The sequence below is a fragment of the Pontibacter cellulosilyticus genome, assembly GCF_014306105.1.
Taxonomy (GTDB): Bacteria; Bacteroidota; Bacteroidia; order Cytophagales; family Hymenobacteraceae; genus Pontibacter; species Pontibacter cellulosilyticus.
In genome coordinates this window covers 297,444-318,170 of sequence record NZ_JACRVF010000005.1, presented here as the reverse complement: position 1 = coordinate 318,170, position 20,727 = coordinate 297,444, and the positions used below count along the sequence as shown (strand labels likewise).

At 48.7% G+C, this 20,727-nt stretch carries 18 protein-coding genes; 10 read left to right on the top strand and 8 right to left on the bottom strand.

All coding sequences use genetic code 11. The annotated features are described in order from the left end of the window. Complete coding sequence (locus H8S84_RS16845) at positions 1-1,812, bottom strand: nitronate monooxygenase family protein (RefSeq protein ID WP_187068533.1); 1,812 nt, start codon at positions 1,810-1,812, stop codon at positions 1-3. Positions 1,813-1,922: 110 nt separating this feature from the next. Then, positions 1,923-3,176 (bottom strand): proline dehydrogenase family protein, encoded by a 1,254-nt coding sequence (locus tag H8S84_RS16840; RefSeq protein WP_230407230.1) that lies wholly within the window; start codon positions 3,174-3,176, stop codon positions 1,923-1,925. Between the two features lie 153 nt (positions 3,177-3,329). On the opposite strand from H8S84_RS16840, the gene H8S84_RS16835 reads away from it, so the two are divergent. Both H8S84_RS16835 and H8S84_RS16830 read left to right on the top strand, forming a co-directional pair. Next, on the top strand, positions 3,330-3,971 hold the full coding sequence (locus H8S84_RS16835) for a thioredoxin family protein (protein WP_187068532.1): 642 nt from the start codon (positions 3,330-3,332) through the stop codon (positions 3,969-3,971). A gap of 26 nt (positions 3,972-3,997) precedes the next feature. Beyond that, entirely contained in the window at positions 3,998-5,278 is a 1,281-nt protein-coding gene (locus tag H8S84_RS16830; protein WP_187068531.1) for a hypothetical protein, read from the top strand. A 27-nt stretch (positions 5,279-5,305) separates the two neighbouring features. Here H8S84_RS16830 and H8S84_RS16825 read toward each other — a convergent pair whose 3' ends face one another. Both H8S84_RS16825 and H8S84_RS16820 read right to left on the bottom strand, forming a co-directional pair. Next, positions 5,306-5,701, bottom strand: coding sequence for a group III truncated hemoglobin (locus tag H8S84_RS16825; RefSeq protein WP_187068530.1), 396 nt, complete (start codon positions 5,699-5,701; stop codon positions 5,306-5,308). A gap of 373 nt (positions 5,702-6,074) precedes the next feature. Continuing rightward, positions 6,075-9,356, bottom strand: coding sequence for a vitamin B12-dependent ribonucleotide reductase (locus H8S84_RS16820; RefSeq protein WP_187068529.1), 3,282 nt, complete (start codon positions 9,354-9,356; stop codon positions 6,075-6,077). Between the two features lie 175 nt (positions 9,357-9,531). Between H8S84_RS16820 and ric the strand changes: the two genes are divergently transcribed. The 8 genes from ric (at position 9,532) to nadB (ending at position 17,104) form a co-directional block, all read left to right on the top strand. Continuing rightward, entirely contained in the window at positions 9,532-10,488 is a 957-nt protein-coding gene (gene ric / locus H8S84_RS16815; RefSeq protein ID WP_187068528.1) for an iron-sulfur cluster repair di-iron protein, read from the top strand. Between the two features lie 252 nt (positions 10,489-10,740). Then, on the top strand, positions 10,741-11,241 hold the full coding sequence (locus H8S84_RS16810) for a hemerythrin domain-containing protein (protein WP_187068527.1): 501 nt from the start codon (positions 10,741-10,743) through the stop codon (positions 11,239-11,241). 10 nt (positions 11,242-11,251) lie between these two features. After that, positions 11,252-12,064, top strand: a complete 813-nt coding sequence (locus tag H8S84_RS16805) for a DUF2249 domain-containing protein (RefSeq protein ID WP_187068526.1) — start codon at positions 11,252-11,254, stop codon at positions 12,062-12,064. Between the two features lie 2 nt (positions 12,065-12,066). Beyond that, complete coding sequence (locus H8S84_RS16800) at positions 12,067-13,374, top strand: hypothetical protein (protein ID WP_187068525.1); 1,308 nt, start codon at positions 12,067-12,069, stop codon at positions 13,372-13,374. Continuing rightward, the gene (locus tag H8S84_RS16795; RefSeq protein ID WP_187068524.1) at positions 13,355-13,669 is read left to right on the top strand and encodes a metal-sulfur cluster assembly factor; all 315 of its coding nucleotides are present in this window, start codon (positions 13,355-13,357) and stop codon (positions 13,667-13,669) included. Before H8S84_RS16800 ends, H8S84_RS16795 begins: the two co-directional genes overlap by 20 nt. Positions 13,670-13,710: 41 nt before the next feature. Beyond that, a complete protein-coding gene (locus tag H8S84_RS16790; RefSeq protein WP_187068523.1) occupies positions 13,711-14,148 on the top strand; it encodes an RrF2 family transcriptional regulator in 438 nt (145 codons plus the stop codon). Positions 14,149-14,232: 84 nt separating this feature from the next. Continuing rightward, entirely contained in the window at positions 14,233-15,228 is a 996-nt protein-coding gene (nadA, locus tag H8S84_RS16785) for a quinolinate synthase NadA (protein ID WP_230407229.1), read from the top strand. 337 nt (positions 15,229-15,565) lie between these two features. Further along, on the top strand, positions 15,566-17,104 hold the full coding sequence (gene nadB / locus H8S84_RS16780) for an L-aspartate oxidase (protein ID WP_187068521.1): 1,539 nt from the start codon (positions 15,566-15,568) through the stop codon (positions 17,102-17,104). Between the two features lie 273 nt (positions 17,105-17,377). Here nadB and H8S84_RS16775 read toward each other — a convergent pair whose 3' ends face one another. The 4 genes from H8S84_RS16775 to H8S84_RS16760 form a co-directional block, all read right to left on the bottom strand. Further along, positions 17,378-18,253 carry an alpha/beta fold hydrolase gene (locus H8S84_RS16775; protein WP_187068520.1) on the bottom strand — a complete coding sequence of 292 codons (876 nt, stop codon included), beginning with the start codon at positions 18,251-18,253 and terminating at the stop codon, positions 17,378-17,380. Positions 18,254-18,400: 147 nt separating this feature from the next. Further along, positions 18,401-19,120: a hypothetical protein gene (locus H8S84_RS16770; RefSeq protein ID WP_187068519.1), complete on the bottom strand. Its 720-nt coding sequence runs from the start codon at positions 19,118-19,120 to the stop codon at positions 18,401-18,403. A 201-nt stretch (positions 19,121-19,321) separates the two neighbouring features. After that, a complete protein-coding gene (locus H8S84_RS16765) occupies positions 19,322-20,014 on the bottom strand; it encodes an aspartate/glutamate racemase family protein (RefSeq protein WP_187068518.1) in 693 nt (230 codons plus the stop codon). 57 nt (positions 20,015-20,071) lie between these two features. Further along, entirely contained in the window at positions 20,072-20,611 is a 540-nt protein-coding gene (locus H8S84_RS16760; protein ID WP_187068517.1) for a GNAT family N-acetyltransferase, read from the bottom strand. Between the last annotated feature and the right edge of the window lie 116 nt (positions 20,612-20,727).

The window sequence follows — 20,727 nt, the reverse complement described above, 5'->3', positions numbered from 1 at the left end:
TTATTGTACTGCTACCTCCAGTCTAGCCAACTGTAACTGGTCTTCGGCCTCCAGCAACTCATCGAGCATAATAACCTGGCGCTCCAGTTCGTCTTTAAAAATGGCAGGCAGCATTTGTTTGTAGTACTGTATGCCTTGCAACAGGTTATCCCAGAAAGACTGCAGGTATTTATATTGCTTATCGGTCAGTGTGTCCAGTTGCTCTTCTTTCTTTTTCTTCCAGTAGTCTACATACATGTTAAGTTCGTTAACAAACATGTGCGGACGGTAGGTGTTGTTGAGCGCGTTAAATTTGCCGTAAATATGATCCACCATTTCCTGCAGTTTAAACACACCCGAAAAATAAGCCAGGTTAGGTCCCGGGCAGATAGAGATAGCCTTGGTGGCAGCTTTTTTACTGATGTTGTACAGCTGAGCAGCAGAATTGGCCAGGCCTTCGCAGAGGCATTCCTTAGCCAATACTTTTGTTACTTCCGACATATAGGTAACCGGATCTAATTCCTGTGCCTGCAGTTGTTTTAGTTTATGGCGCTGGTACCTGCTAGATGCCGTGCAGATAGGCTCAGAGGTAAACTCGGTGCTCGATACAAGGTGCTTCTTTACACAAGGGCTGCCAGGCTTCCCTTTCTCGGCGCGCTCCATCTTCAGGAGCTCATTAGAGGTGTTTCGCAGCGAGTTGAACGGAACCCCCAGCGGAGAAATAGGGCTCAGGAACAGATCTTCTGCTTTGGCGGCTACCAATTGTTGCAGGGTGGGCTCGTCTACGGTGGTGGCCTCTGGAACCAGCAGGAACGGTGTGCCCCAGCCTGTGCCGTCAGCTCCGTAATGCTCCATCAAAAAGTCCTGTTCATCGGCTGTGCCAATGCCGCCTTGTACTGTCAGGCGTTGCGGCGGCACATGCAGTGGTACATGTATGTTTTTTGCTGCCAGCGCAGAGCTGAACAGGCTGTAAAGCTCCAGGCGTAGGGCTTCACGGTTCTGCTTAAACTCCTCCAGGATAGGGCCTATCAGGTAGCCATCTGTGGCAAAGGCGTGGCCACCGCAGTTTAAGCCAGACTCAATCCTGAACTCCGACACCCAAATGCCTTTCTTAGCCAGGATCTTACCCTGCACCATCGCCGAACGGTAATCACTTACTTTGATGATCACTTTCTTCTCAAAGTGGCCGGCCACGTTTGGGTAAAAGCAAGAGAAGTTTTCCAGATAACCGTACAGACGCATGTTCATGCCTGCCGAGAAAACCACCGACGATTGAACAGAGCTATTGGCAAAACCTCTAAGGGCAGCCAGTGCATCGGAATACTCCTGCGGCAATGGCTCACCTGATTTATCGTAATTGGTCTTGTCCAGCTTAGTCATGATGTTCACGTCTATACTTCCGGGAACAACTTCGTCGCATAACTCCTCCTGCAGACTCTGCTTCCAGTAAGGGTCTTTTGTTTGGCGCATCTCCAGGTATTTCTGTTTAAGCGGAGAGCTGTCGGGGAGCATCTCGAAATATTGGGTCAGCTCAGAGTCTGGCGTAAAGTCCTGTTGCTGCAGCTTTAGCACCTGTTGCGTTACCAACTCATCCAGCAGGTTCAGATATGCCGTTACGCGACGGGCGCGGTAATCTTCCGCCTTCTCAGTGATAGGTATAAAAGGCCTTCCGTATTGCTGGCTGTAGTGCTGGCGCATCTGCTCCAGCAGGCTGTCGTCGCTAAGCGATACAACCGAGGAGATACCGAAACGTGCCACCTTCAGCGGCGAGTCGATCGAAAAAGCAAGACCCATTACAGGTATGTGGAAATTGTGCGGTGTAGTTTGTGGCATTTGGTGTAATGTTTACTTATGAGTTGATATTTCTATTTATAATGCGTTTGCCTGTAAGAGAGAATTCCCCTTACAGGCAGAGTTTTAGTTAATCAGGTGCAGGTAAATTCTTAGCTTACCAAGCTTCTCCGTTGCATTTCCTGCTCAAGCAAGTATAACTCCCGACCTGTTTGCCCGGCTATAGAGGTATTTTCTTCCGCCCTCCTGATCAGGTAAGGTACAGCGGTGGCAACATCTCCATAAGGCAGGTATTTTGAGGCATTGAATCCGGCATCGGCAAGGTTATAGGTTAAGTTATCGCTCATGCCATAGAGCTGTGAAAAATGAATGCGCTTGTAGTGGTCCTTGATTTCGCCTTTTTGAATTCTGCGGGTAAGGTAAGTCGTGCTGAACTCGTTGTGCGTGGCACAGCAAAGCTCCAGCCTGTCCAGGTTCTCCAGGCAAATGTCTATGGCGTGGTTAAAGCTTCTGTCGGTGTCTTCTTTCTGGGCGAATACCGGAGACAGGTAATCGTATTTGGCTGCTCGCTGCTGCTCTTTTTCGAGGTATGCGCCACGAACCAGTTTTATGCCAAGTATAACCTGCTCATTGGTAAAGCGCTTCAGGCAGTCGTGCAGGTACTCTATCCTGTCGTTGCGGTACATCTGCAGCGTGTTGAAAACAACGGCTCTCTTGGTGTTGTAGCGTCGCATCATGCCTTCAGCCAATGAGTCCATCGGGTCTTGTAGCCAGGTTTCTTCCGCATCAATGTATACTGTAACGCCGGCTTCTGCAGCGGCTTTGCAAATAGCGTCCAGGCGAACCTCTGTGCGTATGAAGGCAGCATTTTCGGTGTGTGAAAGCGGCTCTCCTTCCGTTAACTTCTGGAAGATGTGCTTGTGCCCGATACCTGTTAGCTTTACGCTGATGTAGGAGAATGATTTTGTTTGGTTTGCCAGGCTGATGTTACGCAGGATCTCGTTACGTACCTTGTCAAACCCTTCTTCAGTTTCCTGTGCCTCGGCGGCATAATCCAGCACGGTTTGTACCCGGGCGCTTGCCAGTTTCTGAACTACCTGCAGTGCCTCCTGCGCGGTTTCGCCACCACAAAAGAGCCTGTAGATCGTTTTCCGGATTAGAGCTTTGATGGGTAGGTGCACCTTTAGTGCCCACACCGTAACCAACCCGCCGGCTTTCACCAGCATGGGGTGCTTAAGTATGCTCAGGAGCCAGTGCGCGAGCTTCAGCTCCTTATCGGTTTTGGTACTGAATGCCACCTGCAGGTTAGCGGCATCAAACCGTTTGGGTAGTTGGGGGTTAGTTATCTGCTGCATTGCTACAAAATCAAATGAGTTGGATTCCTGCGTTATTTCCACAGATGTCATTTACTAAGCCGGGTGTTACAAAAGCAGGTGTAAGTGAGCACAAGGTACGTGAGGTGTAGGTTGTCTTAAATGAGCAACGTCAGTCCGTAAACTGACATCTGTCATTTTATGCGGCGGCAGTTAGCCTTACACTTGTAAAAACAGCTATAACAAATGAATACCCTTACTTTTATAGAGCCTGCCCTCGTAAATCCGCTTACCTACGATGCCTACAGAAACCTGGTAGAAGAGCTGGTGGAGCAGCAGCAGACAAGTGGCAATGAACAGACGGAACAGCGAATAGCCTTTACCAAACTTAACCTGCAGCGCATGAAGCGTGTGGAGAAACAGTTTACCATGTTGCCAGAGCTAAAGCAGCTACTACAGCAAAACCAACCGGAATGGAAGTGGCATGTGCTGGTGGAGAGCTGGTGCGGTGACGGGGTGCAGCTTTTGCCGGCCATAGCAGGTATTGTAGCTGAGATACCATCCATAGCGTTAACCGTGCTGCTTCGAGACGAAAATCCTGGCTTGATGGATACCTGCCTGAGCAACGGAAGCCGTGCTATACCCAAGCTTATTTGTGTTGACGCAGCCACTGGAGAACGCTTGTTTACCTGGGGCTCTAGACCTAAAGCGATACAGGAGCAAGTACTACAGTTTAAGGAGAACAACCCAACGGCCAGCCACGATGAGTTGGTGCAGCAGGTGCAGCTATGGTATGCCAAAGACCGCAGCCAGGCACTGCAACAGGACCTTCTGGAACTGGTGCAACAGGCATTGGCTAACACAGCAGTAGAGGCAGAAATTGCCTGACAAGAAGTTAAGTACAGATTTATACTTTGAACATTCACAGTAAACGTAACTGGCTGCTTGTGTCGCTGCTGAACCTGGTGATAGTGGCTATACTTGGTCTGCTGTTGCGGTGGATGTTCGTGGCACCGGTTGCAGGCATTAATTATAAGTATCTGCTGCATGCGCACTCGCATGTGGCCTTGCTGGGATGGCTGTATGCTGCCGTGTTTGTGGCACTGGTGAGTACATTTTTGCCGGCTGAGCTAAGAGATAAGAAAACCTATACCTGGCAGTTTTGGCTGTCGCAGGGTGCGGTGCTGGGAATGTTGTTTACCTTTCCGGTGCAGGGCTATGCGGCAGCCTCTATTGCTTTCTCTACGGCGCATATTTTGCTCAGCTACTGGTTTGCTTACCGGTTTCAAAAAGATGCGAAGGCCGCTAAACTAAACCAGGGAAAGCACCAGTTGTCTTTTAAATTTATCAGAGCTGCGCTTTTCTTCCTTGTTCTTTCCTCTCTTGGGCCGTGGGCTATGGGACCGTTCATGGCGTTGGGGCACAGCGGCAGTGAGTTATACTTTAACGCCATCTACTTTTACCTGCACTTCCAGTACAATGGCTGGTTTACTTTTGCTGTGCTTGGGCTGCTTTTCTGGCTGCTGGAGCATTACCAAATTGCTTTTAATGCTAAGAATGGCGGATTATTTTTCAGGCTGATGTTCTGGGCCTGCATTCCTGCCTTCCTGTTATCGGTACTTTGGATAAAGCCGGCTATTGCAGTGTACTGGATTAGTGGTGCAGCAGCTGTGGTGCAGGTAATGGCATTGGGTGTTTTGTTGGCTATACTTATACCGTTACGCAGGCAGGTTTACAATTTATTTGGCGGCTGGAGCAAGCTTACACTTCAGTTAGCTATCTTGGCATTTATACTTAAAACAGGAATGCAGTTTGCCACGGCTTTCCCGTACATGGCAGACCTGGCTTACAAGATCAGACTGTTTGTAATCGGTTACCTGCACCTGGTGCTCATCGGCTTTGTCAGCCTTTTTATACTTGCTTTTTTTGTGCAGAAGGGCTGGCTTAGCTTAAAGCAAAGTATGAGTAAGTGGGGGATAGGGATATTTATACTTGGGTTTATACTTACAGAGATGTTGCTGTTCCTGCAGGGGACATTTTTCTGGATAGGCTTAGGAGCCATACCGTACTTTAATGAACTGCTTTTCGGGCAAAGTATCCTGTTGCCGTTTGGTATCATGCTGTTCACTATTCCGCAGCTAAAAAGTATAAATCCTGAAACCAAAATCATATTTCAGCTACAAAAGCAAGGATAGGGGCCACCATTGCAACACCTTCGGGCCTTAAAGTATGCTTCTGCTCTTGTTCTGTTTGTAGTACTCGATCTTGGAGTGGAACATCTCTGCCATCCGTTCTGCCCGCCACTTTGCCTCGACTGCTTTTTCGCCTGTAAACAATTCGTCAATAGTCTGGTAAAAGATCTGCAGCCACCTCTCAAAATGCTCTTCGCCAACAGGCAGGGTAATATGCTTAAATCCCGGACTACCCTGATATGTCAGTTCACCGAGCAGCACTGTTTGCCAGAAGCGGTACATAATATCCAGGTGGCGTGCCCAGTTGTCTTGTATCCTCCCCTCAAACACTGGCCCTAGCAGTTCGTCGGCTCTTACGCGGGTGTAAAAGGTGTCAACAAGTTGCTTTATGTCGTCTAAGTGTATGATCTCTCTGTTTTCTGCCATGCTGTAAAGTTAGTTTTTTGAAATGAATAAGGTTTCCAGGTCAGTGTTAGAGTGAACAGAATTCTCTGTAGTTCCGTGTCCACCCCCCCTGCCCCTCTTTATCCAAGGAGGGGAGCTTTTACTTACTGCTTCGCTTTTCTCCATAGTAGCTACAGTTTTTCTCCATTGCCATTCTTTTAATGGTTTAACTGAAAGAAGGTTAGGTACAGTAGCTACAGAACATCTATATCTGCAGGAGTAAGAACAGAACTCCCCTCCTTGGATAAGGAGGGGCAGGGGTGGTTTGATAAAGGACTGCATGATAATCCTGTTCATCTAATAATCCTGCAAATCCTGATTTAGACAATCTCTCAAATCCCCTTAATCACCGGTACTAGCTACATCCCAGACTATTGCCGCAGTTCAGGCATTTGTAGCAGGTGCCGGAGCGGATGGTGATGTGACCGCACACGTTACAGATCGGGGCGTCTCCCATCATGCTGGCCAATACCTGCTGCGTTTGCTCCATGAGCAGTGTTCTGCTTTGGCTTACTATTTTATACGTTTGCCCACTGGTAGCAGGAGTTGCCGCCGCAATGGCTTCTAGTTCAGCTATAGTCCTTGGCTTCTCATTTGTAATTTCCGGCTCCTCAGGTTGAACATGCACTAAGTCAGTACGGCCCAAGTACTCGTAGCCAAGTAATCTGAACAGGTAATCAAACACCGAGGTAGAGGACTTGATGTTCGGGTGCTCTACGCGGCCAGCCGGCTCGAAGCGGGTAAAGGTAAAGCGGCTTACAAATTCCTCCAACGGTACACCATACTGCAGCCCCAGCGACACGGCGATGGCAAAGCAGTTAAGTATGGATCGGAATGAAGCACCTTCCTTGTACATGTCGATAAACACTTCGCCCAGGCTGCCGTCTGCATATTCTCCGGTTCGGATGTAAACCGTGTGGCCATCGATTTTTGCTTTTTGAGTGAAGCCGTTGCGTTTGTCTGGCAATTTGCGGCGCTCTACCATGGCCGTTAGCTGCTGCCGGAAAGTATGATTGTTTTCTTCGGAAAGTATTGCTTTGGCCGCCTGCAAAATTTGTTCAGCAGTAGGGTTGTTAAGCTGTACTTCGTTCTCTTCAGGTTCTTCTTTCTTTGTAGTGCTGGCCGAGGAAAGTGGTTGCGACAGTTTGCTGCCATCACGGTATAGCGAGCAGGCCTTCAGCCCCAATTCCCACGACAGTTCATAGCAACGTGCTACCTCATCTACAGTGGTCTCGTTGGGTAGGTTTATAGTCTTGGAAATTGCTCCGGAAATAAACGGCTGCACCGCTGCCATCATGTGTATGTGTCCATCGGCGGGTATAAAGCGTTTGCCTTTGCTGCCGCAGCGGTTCGCACAGTCAAATACCGGGTAGTGCTCCGGTTTTAAGTATGGCGCGCCCTCTATGGTCATGGTGCCGCATACGTAGTCGTTGGCCTCATCTATTTGTCTGGTTGTAAAACCGAGCACGCGCAGCAGGTTAAAATCCGGGTGGTTGTACTGTGCCGGTGTAAAGTTCAGACGCTGTAGGCAAGCCTCACCTAAAGTATAAACCGTAAACAACGATGGCAGGTCGTATGCAGTTGGCAGCGCTTTTTCAAGTATAGCCAGGTCTTCGTCTGTAAAGCCTTTTGCACTAAGTGCAGCATCATATATATGCGGGCAATCCTGTAGCGTAGCATGTCCTTTGGCATAGTTCACAATAGCTTTTACCTCTTCCGAAATATAGCCCAACTTTTGCAGTGCCAGCGGTATAGACTGGTTGATGATCTTGAAGTAGCCACCTCCGGCTAGCTTTTTATACTTCACCAAAGCAAAGTCTGGCTCAACGCCGGTGGTGTCGCAGTCCATGAGCAGGCCGATGGTGCCGGTTGGGGCAATAACAGAAGCCTGTGCGTTGCGGTAGCCATACTTCATGCCTAGCTGCAGCGCCTCCTCACACGCCTGTACAGCAGCCTTGTGCAGGTAGTCCGGGCAAAAAGCAGAATCCAGGGCTTTGGGTTTGATGGCTAGTTCCTCATACTTTTCTGAGGTGTTCTTAGCCGCATAAGTATGGTTGCGAATCACGCGCAGCATAGCTTTTTTGTTCAGCTCATACTTCGGGAATGCTCCTAAAGCTGCCGCCATTTCCGCGGATGTGCGGTAAGCTGCCCCCGTCATGATAGCTGTTAAAGCTCCTGCCATACTTCTGGCTTCATCGCTGTCGTAAGGCAGGCCCTGGATCATGAGCAGTGCACCTAGGTTAGCGTAGCCCAAACCAATGGTGCGGTAATCGTAAGAGCGTTGCGCCACTGCCTCCGACGGAAACTGCGCCATCTGCACCGAAATGTCCAATACAATTGTCCACAGGCGGCAGGCATGTTCGTAAGCGGCTACATTAAATGTCTGCTTTTCGGTATCGTAAAATTTGGTGAGGTTAAGCGAAGCGAGGTTGCAGGCTGTGTTGTCTAGGAACATGTATTCGGAGCAGGGGTTTGATGCGCGAATAGGTCCCTCTGCCGGACAGGTATGCCAGTCATTAATGGTGGTGTCGAACTGAAGCCCCGGATCAGCACAGGCCCAGGCTGCTTCCGCTATCTGTTGCCACAGCTTTTGGGCTGGCACTTCTTTTATCACATGCCCATCGGTACGTGCCGTCAGGTTCCAGCTGCTGTTTTGTTCAAGCGCCTCAAAAAAGCTGTTAGGTACGCGCACCGAGTTGTTTGAGTTTTGGCCCGATACTGTCTGGTAGGCCTCGCCGTTGTAGTCCGAACTATAACCGGCAGCGATCAGGGCCGCTACTTTTTTCTCTTCGTCTTTCTTCCAGTTGATAAAGTCTTCTATCTCCGGGTGGTCCAGGTCGAGGCATACCATTTTGGCTGCACGCCTGGTAGTACCGCCTGATTTTATAGCCCCGGCAGCTCTGTCACCGATCTTAAGGAAAGACATCAGTCCAGAAGAGGTGCCGCCGCCCTCCAGTTCTTCGTCTTTGCCGCGTATGTTGGAAAAGTTGCTGCCTACCCCAGAGCCATACTTGAAAATACGCGCCTCCTGCACCCACAGGTCCATGATACCACCTTTGTTTACCAAGTCGTCGTCTACGGCAAGTATAAAACAGGCGTGTGGCTGCGGCCGCTCATACGCCGACTCAGATTGGGCCACTTTACCAGTAGCCGGATCGACATAATAATGGCCCTGCGCCTTACCTTTCAATCCATACGACTCATTCAGGCCGGTATTAAACCACTGAGGCGAGTTAGGCGCCGCATACTGCCCCAGCAGCATGTATACCAGTTCGTCATAAAATGCCTGCGCATCTGCTTTCGCTTTGAAATACCCATAGCGTTCGCCCCATACTTTCCAGCAATTGGCCAGCCGGTGCACTACCTGCTTTATCGATGTTTCGGATCCTGTGCCGCCGTCTGGTTGCGGTACGCCTGCCCTGCGCAGGTATTTCTGTGCCAGTATGTCGGTGGCGATCTGCGACCATCCTGCCGGCACTTCTACACCCTTTATCTCAGCGACAACTTCGCCGGTAGGGGTGCGGATAGTAGAGGACCGGAGCTCGTAGGGGAACTGAGCGTAGGGTGATTTTCTGGTTTTTGTAAAGAGTCTTTTAATGGTTAGTGCATCAGGTTGTGCAGGGGTAGGTTTTTTCATGTGCCGGTAACGCTTAAGTATACTTTAAGAATTGAGAAGAATTCAAAAGTGCAGTTTAAACACCAGCTAAAGAATGACGAAGATCATTTTGGTAGAAGACTTTTGCATCTTTTATTCTGAAGGCTGCTCTCTACATTTGTTCTGGTGATTGAAAAAAGACTTTAAATCTTAACACATGGAAACCACAGAAAAAATAAAAACACTGGACGTAACGGTGCTTGAGCCGCGCATGAAACACCCGACCATTTTCGAATGGTTTGACAGCCTGAAAGGTGGTGAGGCATTTATCATTCACAACGACCATGACCCTAAGCCGCTGTACTACCAGCTGCTGGGCGAGCGCGGCAACACCTTTAAATGGGAGTACCTGGAGCAGGGACCCGAAGTATGGGAAGTGAAGATAGGTAAACTAACACAAGAAGAAGGCGAAACAGTAGGTGAGCTGGTGGCAAAGGATTACCGTAAGGCGCAGGTTTTTAAGAAGTATGGCATTGACTTCTGCTGTGGTGGGAAGAAATCGGTGAAGCAGGTGTGTGCCGAAAAAGGCATTAGCCAGGAAGAGCTGGAGCAGGAACTGCTGGCTATGGACGAAGCTGAGAAAAGCCGCGAACAGGACTACGATAAGTGGGGGCCTACTTTCCTGGCCGACTATATCGTGAACATGCACCATACGTATGTGCGTGAGGCTATTCCGGTACTGTATGAGTACACCAACAAGATCGCAAATGTACACGGTGGCCGCCATCCAGAGCTGGTGGAAGTGGCTAAGCACTTTACTAACATTGCCAACGAGCTGGAAGCACACATGCCGAAAGAAGAGCGCGTGCTGTTTCCTTACATCAAGCAACTGGAGGAGGCAAAGAAAAACAGCGTGAAGCTGGACAAGCCTGCCTTCGGCTCAATCCAGAACCCGATCAACATGATGGAGATGGAGCATGAGCATGCCGGTAACGAACTGGAGAAAATACGTGAATTAACCAACAACTATACGTTGCCGGCTGATGCCTGCGCGACTTACACCGTAGCCTTCAAAAAGTTGAAGGAGTTTGAAAATGACCTTTTCCACCATATCCACCTCGAGAATAACGTGCTGTTCCCGAAGGCGCTTGAGCTGGAAAAGGAAGTGTTGTAATAATAGTCTGAATCAGGATTTACAGGATTAAAAAGGATGGGCAGGATTACCTGCAGGAATTACACATTTTGTAAAATGCACTGATATTGACCCACCCCTAACCCCTCCGAGGTGGGGAGTACTCATGCAAAAAAATCCCCTCTCGGGAGGGGCAGGGGTGGGTTAATACCTGTGAGCAGAGTCCTTCATATTCTTTTAAATCCTGCAAATCCTGATTAAATAATTTAAAAACGGGCTATGCCCACCACAGCCATGGAAAAGGCTATCAATCCACAAAAACGCGATAAGAGTTTAGTGCCACTCTCAAAAGAACATCACTTCGGCCTCCTGTTCTGCTGGAAAATACGTGAAGGCTTAAAGAACGGAGCCGACCTGCAGACCATGCGAAACTACGTGTGCTACTTCTGGAACAATATCCTGAAAGAGCATTGTGAAGAAGAAGAATGGCTGCTGAAAAGACTGCTGCCAGCCAACGACTCGGCACAGATACGGTTGCAGGAAGAACACAGGCTGCTACAGGAAATTATAGAGATCGTTTGTGCCGGCAAACAGCATGGCCTGGCCGAAGACCTTTTCCAGACCTTGCAGCAAGACCTGGTAGACCACATTCGCTGGGAAGAACGCGAACTGTTCCCTTACCTGCAGGCAGTAGTAAACCCTGATGAACTGGAACTGACAGGCAAACTCCTAGAGCACAAGCACTTTGAGAAGAAAGACAAGTTTACTCCTGAGTTTTGGGTGAGAACTGCCTAATTGCACAGTCATGGAGATAGCAGCCAACACCAAAATATCAGCCATATTTAAGGCGAACCCTGATGCTATAGAGGCTATTGCGAGCATCAACAGGCATTTTGAGAAGCTGCGAAACCCGATACTGCGCAAGATACTGGCCTCGCGGGTAACCATTGCCGATGCTGCCCGAATTGGCGGATGCACGGAAGAAGAGTTTTACAAAAGGCTGGAACCGCTTGGCTTTACCTATACTTCCAAAGCAGAATATGCTGCTAAGCCTGCTGCAGTTGCGCACCAAATGCCTTTGTTTTTAGGACAGTTGCAGCAGGAAAGCATGATTGAGCTGGATGTGTGCGAAGATATTGCCACCGGCAACGACCCTTTTCTGAAAATAATGGATGCTGTGGAGCAGGTAAACGGTTCCAACGCCCTTAAACTGATAAACTCATTCGAGCCGACGCCGCTTATTTCCATACTTCAGAAAAGAGGCTATACTTCTTATGTGGAGGAGATAAAGCCGGACCTGGTTCATACTTATTTCTGGCTGGAGAAAATAGCTGCCGGGGCGCCTGTAACGCCGGCACCGGTAATAGATTTTAATGTTATGGTGAACGACTATGAAGGCAGACTTAGACACCTAGACGTGCGCCACCTGGAAATGCCCCAACCGATGATAGCGATCCTTGGCGAATTGGAGACGCTGCCACCGCAAGAGGCACTACACGTGACGCACAGAAAGGTGCCGCAGTTCCTGTTGCCAAAGCTGCAGGAGCGGGGTTTTGCACTTGCCCTGAAAGAGGTCGGCCCTAACGAAGTACACTTGCTTATTTATAAAGAGAACTAACCATGAGTACAGCATCTACGTCTAACTCGCCGGCTAAATGGGTAGTGCTGCCGCATTACGCGTTTGCTGCTCTGGCTTTTCTGGCGCTTAGTGTGCTGCTGCTTTTTTCTACAGATGCCTTTAGCGGCCACTACTTCCACCCGAAGCTGCTAACGCTTACCCATGTGGCGGTGCTGGGCTGGGCCACCATGCTTATGTTTGGTGCGCTATACCAACTGCTACCAGTAGTGCTCGACTGCAGGCTTTACAGCGAAAAGCTGGCAGTTTATACTTTTGGCCTGCTGGCCACAGGTACGATACTGCTGTCTTATTCTTTCTGGAACTTCCAGCTGGGCTGGACCATGCACCTGGCCGCCTGCTTTCTGTTTGCGGCGTTCATGTTGTTTAATATAAACGTGATCCAGACAGCCCGCAAAGCACCCAAGTGGACCATTGAGGCTGATTTTATTGTGTCGTCGGCTATCTGGCTGCTGGTAACGGGACTCATCGGGCTGCTGATGGCGGTGAACCTGTCTGCTCCTTTTCTGCCCGAAGACCACGTTCACTACCTGAAACTGCATGCGCATATTGGTATGGCCGGTTGGTTCCTGTTGCTGATCATTGGGGTAGGAGCTAAGCTGATACCTATGTTCCTGCTGGCGCACCCCGAGGATACGAAAAAGCTTAACTGGTCCTACAACCTGATCAATGCGGGGCTGGTGCTATTCATCTTTGACCACATGCTGCTGCACACAAAGCTGCTGCCGCTGTACGCAGGTATGGTAACGCTGGGGGTGGGGCTGTTCCTGCTTTACCTGCGCGATGCCCGAAATACTATGCAGCGCAAAGAAGTTGACCTGGGCATGCAGCAGACCTTTGTCGCCCTGGCGCTGCTGCTGGTGCCGCTGGGTTTGATGTTCGTGGTGAGTACAGAGGTGGGGCTGCCGCAGCAGCTGATGTCTGCTACCTACCTGGCGTATGGTATCTCTGTTTTTCTGGGATTTGTAACAGCGCTTATACTTGGGCAAACTTTTAAAACACTGCCTTTCATCGTATGGATGCACGCTTATGAAAACCATGTAGGCCGCTACAAGACACCTTTACCCAAAGATATGTACAGCCATACTTTGTTGCGCTGGCAAAACATTTCTTACCTGGCAGGGCTGGTAGTGCTGCTGACGGGGGTGTGGTTTCGTGACCAACACGTGATACTGTCGGGTGGAATCGCCTTTACTTTAACAGCCATACTTTACACCATCAATGTGTTCCGGATGCTACTGCACAAAGCACACAACCTAAAGCCTATAACCTATGGAAAAGCAAACGCCTGATATCGGAGCTGAAGTTTTCGATACGCTAAAGTATATCATTGACCCGGAAGTGGGGATCAACATTGTAGACCTTGGGCTGGTTTATAAAGTAGCCCTGCAGGACGAAAAGCTGCAGGTAGACCTGACGCTTACCACGCCTGGCTGCCCCATGGGTGGCACCATCGTAACCGCCGCCGAGCAGATCCTGCTTAAGCGCTTCCCTAACCTGGATGTGCAGGTAGAACTGGTCTGGACCCCGATGTGGACAACCGACATGATAAGTGAAGAGGGAATGAACCAGCTAAACGGTATGTAAAACCAGCTCCAGCGTGAGCCGTGTGAGAAGAAACAGATTTTATGTTATCCAAAACAACTGAATACGCCCTGCGGGCAATTGTATATATAGCCCTGCATAACGACGGTGGGCACAAAGTAGGTATAAAAGAGGTTGCCAACGAACTGGACCTGCCGCAGCCCTTTACCGGAAAGATACTGCAGGACCTGGTGCGCAAAGGCGTAATTGCCTCTGCCAAAGGTCCGGGAGGAGGTTTTTACCTGCATAAACCTGCCTCCGATGTTACTATTCTGGAGGTGGTGCGCCATATCGACGGGCTGGAGGCTTTTAAGAAGTGCGGCATGGGGATGAAAGAGTGCTCCGGTAAGCATCCTTGTCCGCTCCACAACGACATAGTTAGGTACCGTGACCATCTGCTAAAGGTGTTCAGCAGCAAAACCATCCAAGTGTTGGTAGATAGTATAAACACCGGCGAGTACTTTATCACCAACGTGCACTAAGCACCAACCAGATCTTATATAAACCTTTTCTTACCTATGTCCCAAACCCTTACAAGGAGCCGGTTCGCTGAAAAGCTAAGAGCCATGGATCCTTTTTTTGCGGCACAGCAGGAGGCTGCGCTGATAGAAGCCGTAGAAGAGATACGTGAACTGAAGCGACAGAAGAATGCAGTTATACTTTCGCATTTTTACATGCCCCCGGAACTGCAGGTAAAGCACGAAGACGGCGGCATTGCCGACTTTGTAGGCGACTCGCTGGGCTTGAGTGTGGCGGCAAAAAATGTGGAGGCTGATTACATCATCTTCTGTGGCGTAAAGTTTATGGCCGAAACCGCCAAGATCCTGAATCCTGCCAAAACCGTGCTGCTACCAAGCTTTGAAGCAGGCTGCTCTTTGGCTGAAAGTATAACCGGTGCCGATGTGCGAAAATTAAAAGCCCACTATCCGGGTGTGCCGGTAGTGGCCTATATCAACACCTACGCCGAAACAAAAGCCGAAGCCGACATCTGCTGCACCTCCCGTAACGCTATGGATATTGCCCAGTCTTTTGAAGGCGATCAGCTGATATTTCTGCCTGACCTGTTTATGGGCCGCAACCTGCAAACAAAGATCAAAGCCGAAACAGGCAAAGAGCTTATACTTTGGGAGGGTAAGTGCGAAGTGCACGAGCAGTTTACGCCGCAGCGCATCAATGGCCTGAAGATGATGTACCCGGAGGCGCAGGTGCTGGTGCACTGGGAGGTGCCGGACAATACCGTAGCCGATGCCCTGACTGGCACAGGCGGTGTTGTAGGCAGTACTTCCGACATTATCAGGTTCGTAGGAGAGAGCGATAACAGGCAGTTTATACTTGGCTCGGAATGTGATCTGGGTGCCACGCTGCGCGGCATGTACCCGGAGAAAGAGTTTATTGTGCCTTGCATTAAATGCCCGCACATGAAGCAGATAACCATCCCGCGCACCTTACAGGCCCTGCGGGCAATTGGCAACGCAGAGGAACAGTTGTTTGAGGTAAGTTTGGATGAGGAGATCAGGAAAAAAGCCTTAGTGCCGATAGAGCGCATGCTGGCATTTGCCTGATTCACCTCTGATCCTTTTGGGATAAGGCTGTGATCAGGACACCGGTGTACCTCTTCCAGTTTTCCTGTCGCGAGTTTTCAACTGGCACAGGTATAAATATGCTTAAAGCAGGCTCACGTGAGCTGAAAGCTCGGTGCCATGCACAACCACGAGTTGAAAACTCGCGGTAGATTGAACACATAACACTTGTGTCCTAACCGTAGCCTGAAAGCAGGAGGGGTGCAACTTACTTTATTGCTTGATTGTCTGAGGGCATAAAATCCAGATGAATAAAAATGGAAAATTAAATATTAGAGTTATGCCTCCTGTTTTTAGGAGGGGCAAGGGGAGGTAAAATATGGAAACGCTTCACTATGATTACCTGGTGCTGGGAAGTGGCATTGCAGGTTTAACGTTTGCTTTGCATGCTGCCAAAGCAGGCAAAGTGGCTGTAGCGTGCAAAGGTGCCTTAGCTGATACCGGAACTACACATGCACAGGGAGGTATAGCTGCAGTTTTAAGCGCTATAGACTCTTTGGAGCTACATGTACAGGATACTTTAGAGGCAGGAGCAGGTCTTTGCAACGAGGAGGCAGTTCGTTTTATGGTGGCAAAGGCGCCGGAGGCTATACAGTGGTTGCAGCAGCTTGGTGTTTGTTTCGATAAAGCCGACAACGGAGAGCTTGCCCTTGGGCTGGAGGGTGGGCACCATGAGTACCGGATAGCCCATGTAAAGGATCACACCGGCTTAAGTATACAACAAGTACTGAGCAAAGTGGCGCTTCAGGAGCCGAGCATTACGATACTCGACTACCATATGGGGCTGGAGCTACTGGTGGAGGAGGAGCGGTGCCACGGCATGCAGCTGCTGGATCTGAAAACCAAAGAATCAAAAGTTATACTTGCCGGCGCAGTAGTGCTGGCCACTGGCGGCTCGGGGCAGGTGTACCGGCACACCACCAACCCAAGCCTGGCTACCGGCGACGGATTAGCCATGGCATACAGGGCAGGTGCAAAGGTTAAGCACATGGAGTTTTTCCAGTTTCACCCGACTGCCTTGTACGACCCGGTTAGCCGCGAAACGTTCCTGATAAGTGAAGCACTCCGGGGAGCCGGTGCAGAGCTGGTATTGCCAGACGGAAGCCGGTTTATGTACCAGTACCACCCACTGGGTTCGCTGGCTCCACGCGATGTGGTGTCGCGGGCTGTGTACCGGGAGATGAAGCTGCATAATTCGCCCTGTTTATACTTGGATGCCCGGCACTTTACGAAAGAATATCTGCAGAAACTGTTCCCATTTATCTATGCCAAGTGCAAAAGCAGGGGCATACATGCAGAGCGTGATCTGATACCGGTTGTTCCGGCAGCGCATTACCAATGCGGAGGCATAGAAACAGACCTGCATGGAGAAACATCCTTAGCAGGGCTTTACGCTATCGGGGAAGTGGCCTGCACTGGTGTGCACGGAGCCAACAGGCTGGCGAGCAACTCTTTGCTGGAGGGACTGGTGTTCGGGAAAAGTGCCGCTACATACCTTGTTTCTAAGCAGCCCCGACAATTAAGGTTCAGGAAGTACCTGCTGTACCCTGAGGCAGTAGGCTTCAGCAACGAGCTTTTTACCACTGCAGTAGAAAGCGTAAAGCAGCAGTTGCAGCAGGTAATGTGGGATTATGTGGGTATTGTAAGAACGCGTCAGGAACTAATGCAGGCACACCGACAAATAATCAAGCTAACCGATGAATTAGCCATTTTCACTTCTTTACTTAATTCTCAAAAAACGAAAGAAATGCAAAATCTCTTAACTGTGGCTGATATGATCGTGAAGGCGGCCATGATCAGGGAAAAAAGTATAGGCGGGCATTTTGTGGAGGAGGAGCAGGAAGCGTACCAAGTGTAGAAGGTAAGAGTCCATAAAGCTAGATCAATTTGTGTTTTCTGTCATCTCGGCGTTAGGAGAGATCTTTATAAAATTCCATCTGCATTAATTCTGGATAGATTTCTCCCTTAAAGAGGGTCCCTACCCCCGGTTCGAAATGACAGCTTTTTAAGATAACAGCTTGCTTAAAGGTGAGTACTCACAACTTTTGCGTAATTACCCTCCTTTGAGTAGGCAAGGTTGGATAAATGAAGATGCTGCAAAGTATAATACGACGAGTGAGAATTACTTTTACTAGCCAGCTTTTTCTGCCTCTCTTTCCTTCCCATCTATCCCATAATGCCCGGCCAGCACCTTGTAAAATGCCTCCGGATTTTGAAGCCACGGGAAATGGCTGGTGCCTGGTACGGTACTAAACTTTGCAGACGGCAGCCTCTCCTTTGTATAGTTTATACTTTCACCGTAAATGTCATCGTCGCCGTAGGTTACGGTAATGTTCATTTCCGGTGGCGCGTATACTTCCAGTTTCGGATAAAACAGCAAAGCCAGGTTGGTGCGGTTAATGGGTCTGGCGTAGATGTGGTCTACCATTACCGGAACCGGGTCCTCTACTTGGTAGCCCTTGTTGCAGTTAAGACAAAACTGGGTAAAGAACTTTTCGTAACTGGCATCGCTGCCCAGAAAGCCAAGTACAGCATTCTTCATCATATCTAACCACTCACTTTTGGTGCACTTTCGCTTGTTGTAGGCTGCAACCTCCAGGCTCATTTCCCGCCATTGTTTGCCAGTGCCGGAGGCAGGACTGCACAGAAATAAACTTAGTAACCTGTACAAACTTTGATCTGCATAAAGTTGTGCATACAGGCCACCCCACGAGTGCCCGAATATGTGAAATTCCTCCAGTTCGAAATGCGAGGCTATGGCATCAATATCAGAAATGTAGCGGCTAATGGTGTAGTTGCTAGAGTAGCAGGGAGAGCTGAGTGTGCCCCGCTGGTGAAACATAATCACCTGGAAATACTGGCTCAGATACTCTGCTACCGGGCTAAGACCATCTGGTACACCAGGCCCGCCGTGCAGCATCAATATGGTTTCCTTGCCGGGGTTGGGGTAAGTATAAGTATAAAGTCTGGTATCTTTATTTCCGATCAAAAGCTCCATGTGTATCATACGCAAAACTTTCGCTTTTAGAAACAGAGTTATACTTACAGCGATACGGACAAAAGTTCACGCAAAAGTAAAAGCCACACAACATGCTGCTATGTGGCTTCTGGTAAGGATGGTGATTAAGCTATCTGCTTTTTATAGTTACATGTATCAGTTTGTGCTGATCTGGGCAGTTTGCTTTCCTTCAGAGTTTATATTATACTTTACAGTTGATTTGTCTCTGAACATTAACCCAAAGAAGCTATTGTCTAACCCAGTCATAAGGCCGTTTTGTGGCGCACTACCCATAAAGCCCATTGTGCCCTTGTTTATGACAGTTACACCTGCAGTGCCGTCTTCCAAAATGGCTACTGTTACACCTTCTGTACCTCCAGGCCTGTCAAGCCCCAATACCATTCTGTTCTTCCCTTTTACATTGAGAAGTTGATAACCAGTTCTTTCAAAGCCAAGTTCATCGTTTATGATAACGCCTGTACCCGGACCGGTTCTTTTACCGATGTTCGGGTCTGGAGTATCCCCAATCGCAACCCGGTCAAAACCATTTTCATCTAAAATCACCATACCGTTGGCTGAGTGGTTGTAGTTTTTGTACCAACCCATATATTCTTTAGACATTTTTTTGCCCCAGATTTCTTGCACTCTCTCCAGGTTTGTTCTTACCCTGTTTTTAGCCTCAGGAATAGGGGCTCCGATCAGAATGCGTTCTCTGCCTTGATCATCTACAATTACAATTCCTTTTGCCCTGATTACATCATTGTTCTTGCCCGTAAACGACAGGAGCAGAAACAGACCCAAAGCACAAGATGTGATAAGCGTATAAGCTCTCTGTAGTTTTAATTTCTTTTCGATTTGTTCAATTCTTTTTTCCATAGTTGCGTGATTTAGGTGTTAGTTAAGAAGGAGATGCAACTTATGCGAGACAGGTTGCCTAGCCTCTGAAAAAATATTTTGTGCCCGAACTCAATGATATGAAAGGGCTGAAAAGGCTGTACTGATGCCAGGGGAGAAAAAGTGGCAGTAAGCTTAGATCAGGTAAAGTTATACTTCTAGCTTAGTGGCTCCTGAGGATAGCTAAGAAAGGCAGAATGCCACTGCTTCCGAAGCATGAATAGTAGTTGTGTCGAAAAGCGGCACGTCGGTATCTTTTGAAGATACGAGAAGAGGTATTTCGGTGCAGCCAAGTATAACGCCTTCAGCGCCTGCTGCTGCTAACTGGTGGATGATACTGAGATACTCTTTGCGGGAGCTCTCTGTGAAGATGCCTTTGATCAGCTCTTCGTAAATGATGCTATGTACACGCTCCCGCGCCTGCTGGTCTGGTATAATGGTTTCTATCTGATGCTTCTCCTGCAATCGTCCTTTCAAAAAGTCGCCTTCCATGGTAAACTTTGTGCCTAATAATCCAACCTTAGAGAGCCGGTGCTTTTTGATCTCAGCTGCTGTGGCATCGGCAATGTGCAGAAAAGGAATGCTGGTGTTTTGCTCTATGGCATCGGCCAGTTTGTGCATGGTGTTGGTGCAAAGCACAATAAAATCTGCGCCTCCTCTTTCCAGCCGTTGCGCTGCATCTACCATTATTTCAGTTAGCGTGTCCCAATCGCCCTGGTGCTGCAGTTGGGCAATCTGGTCAAAATCTACAGAGTACATCAGTGAGCGGCAGGAGTGGAGGCCGCCTAGCTGTTCTTTTACCTGTTTGTTGATGAGCTGGTAGTATACCACTGAGCTCTCCCAGGACATGCCGCCGATTAAGCCTATTGTTTTCATTTGCTTTATATTATTTGAAGGTTAGCAAAGTTCGTGTTGCCTGCTGGCGTTTCTCGGCTAAGGTCTCAAGGTATAAGTGACTATATTTTCTATGTTTTGGTGTTTGTTGTTGTAAGGTTTGTCCTCAAATACAAAGTTTAGCTTCTTCAATAGTGTTACTGAACTTGAATTGTCAGAGGAAGGAAATGCTGTGATTAGGCTTGCCTTCATTTCGTTGAAAGTAAATCCAATCACTGAATTTAAGGCCTCTGTCATGATACCACGGCTTTGATACTCTGGTAGCAATTCGTAACCGACTTCTACTATTCCGTTTTCAGTGTCAAAATTCCAACAGCAAGCCGCGCCGATCAAATCGTCAGAATTCCTCAAGGTAATAACCCAGTACAAACCTTCTTTCTTTTTAACTAATTCGTCCATTCGCAAAATATAAGCTTGTGCTTTTTTTAAAGTGGATGTGTTCTTCCGTCCTACAAAAGCGTTTACAACTGGGTCAGAATGTAGCTTGTGTAATAACTCAAAGTCTTTGCCTAATACATTTCTTAATATTAGTCGGTCTGTTTTCAGTATTGGGAAATCTGCAAAGTCCAAATTCAGCATTTTATAGTTCGGTTTCGGTTAATACTTGTCCAGTTGTATTCGTTAGGCGTAGCTCCACGATTGCAGGCAACGTGCTGGTATAGCAGAGGCGCAGCGTTAGCAAGCCTTACTGCTAT

Excerpts from the sequence above, each read along its gene's own strand:
- H8S84_RS16835 (WP_187068532.1), top strand. The coding sequence starts at position 3,330 with ATGAATACCCTTACTTTTATAGAGCCTGCCCTCGTAAATCCGCTTACC.
- H8S84_RS16760 (WP_187068517.1), bottom strand. The coding sequence starts at position 20,611 with ATGCTGAATTTGGACTTTGCAGATTTCCCAATACTGAAAACAGACCGA.
- H8S84_RS16840 (WP_230407230.1), bottom strand. The coding sequence starts at position 3,176 with ATGACATCTGTGGAAATAACGCAGGAATCCAACTCATTTGATTTTGTA.
- H8S84_RS16810 (WP_187068527.1), top strand. The coding sequence starts at position 10,741 with ATGGAAAAGGCTATCAATCCACAAAAACGCGATAAGAGTTTAGTGCCA.
- H8S84_RS16765 (WP_187068518.1), bottom strand. The coding sequence starts at position 20,014 with ATGAAAACAATAGGCTTAATCGGCGGCATGTCCTGGGAGAGCTCAGTG.
- ric (WP_187068528.1), top strand. The coding sequence starts at position 9,532 with ATGGAAACCACAGAAAAAATAAAAACACTGGACGTAACGGTGCTTGAG.
- H8S84_RS16845 (WP_187068533.1), bottom strand. The coding sequence starts at position 1,812 with ATGCCACAAACTACACCGCACAATTTCCACATACCTGTAATGGGTCTT.
- H8S84_RS16805 (WP_187068526.1), top strand. The coding sequence starts at position 11,252 with ATGGAGATAGCAGCCAACACCAAAATATCAGCCATATTTAAGGCGAAC.
- H8S84_RS16770 (WP_187068519.1), bottom strand. The coding sequence starts at position 19,120 with ATGGAAAAAAGAATTGAACAAATCGAAAAGAAATTAAAACTACAGAGA.
- H8S84_RS16825 (WP_187068530.1), bottom strand. The coding sequence starts at position 5,701 with ATGGCAGAAAACAGAGAGATCATACACTTAGACGACATAAAGCAACTT.
- H8S84_RS16795 (WP_187068524.1), top strand. The coding sequence starts at position 13,355 with ATGGAAAAGCAAACGCCTGATATCGGAGCTGAAGTTTTCGATACGCTA.
- nadB (WP_187068521.1), top strand. The coding sequence starts at position 15,566 with ATGGAAACGCTTCACTATGATTACCTGGTGCTGGGAAGTGGCATTGCA.
- nadA (WP_230407229.1), top strand. The coding sequence starts at position 14,233 with ATGGATCCTTTTTTTGCGGCACAGCAGGAGGCTGCGCTGATAGAAGCC.
- H8S84_RS16790 (WP_187068523.1), top strand. The coding sequence starts at position 13,711 with ATGTTATCCAAAACAACTGAATACGCCCTGCGGGCAATTGTATATATA.
- H8S84_RS16820 (WP_187068529.1), bottom strand. The coding sequence starts at position 9,356 with ATGAAAAAACCTACCCCTGCACAACCTGATGCACTAACCATTAAAAGA.
- H8S84_RS16800 (WP_187068525.1), top strand. The coding sequence starts at position 12,067 with ATGAGTACAGCATCTACGTCTAACTCGCCGGCTAAATGGGTAGTGCTG.
- H8S84_RS16775 (WP_187068520.1), bottom strand. The coding sequence starts at position 18,253 with ATGATACACATGGAGCTTTTGATCGGAAATAAAGATACCAGACTTTAT.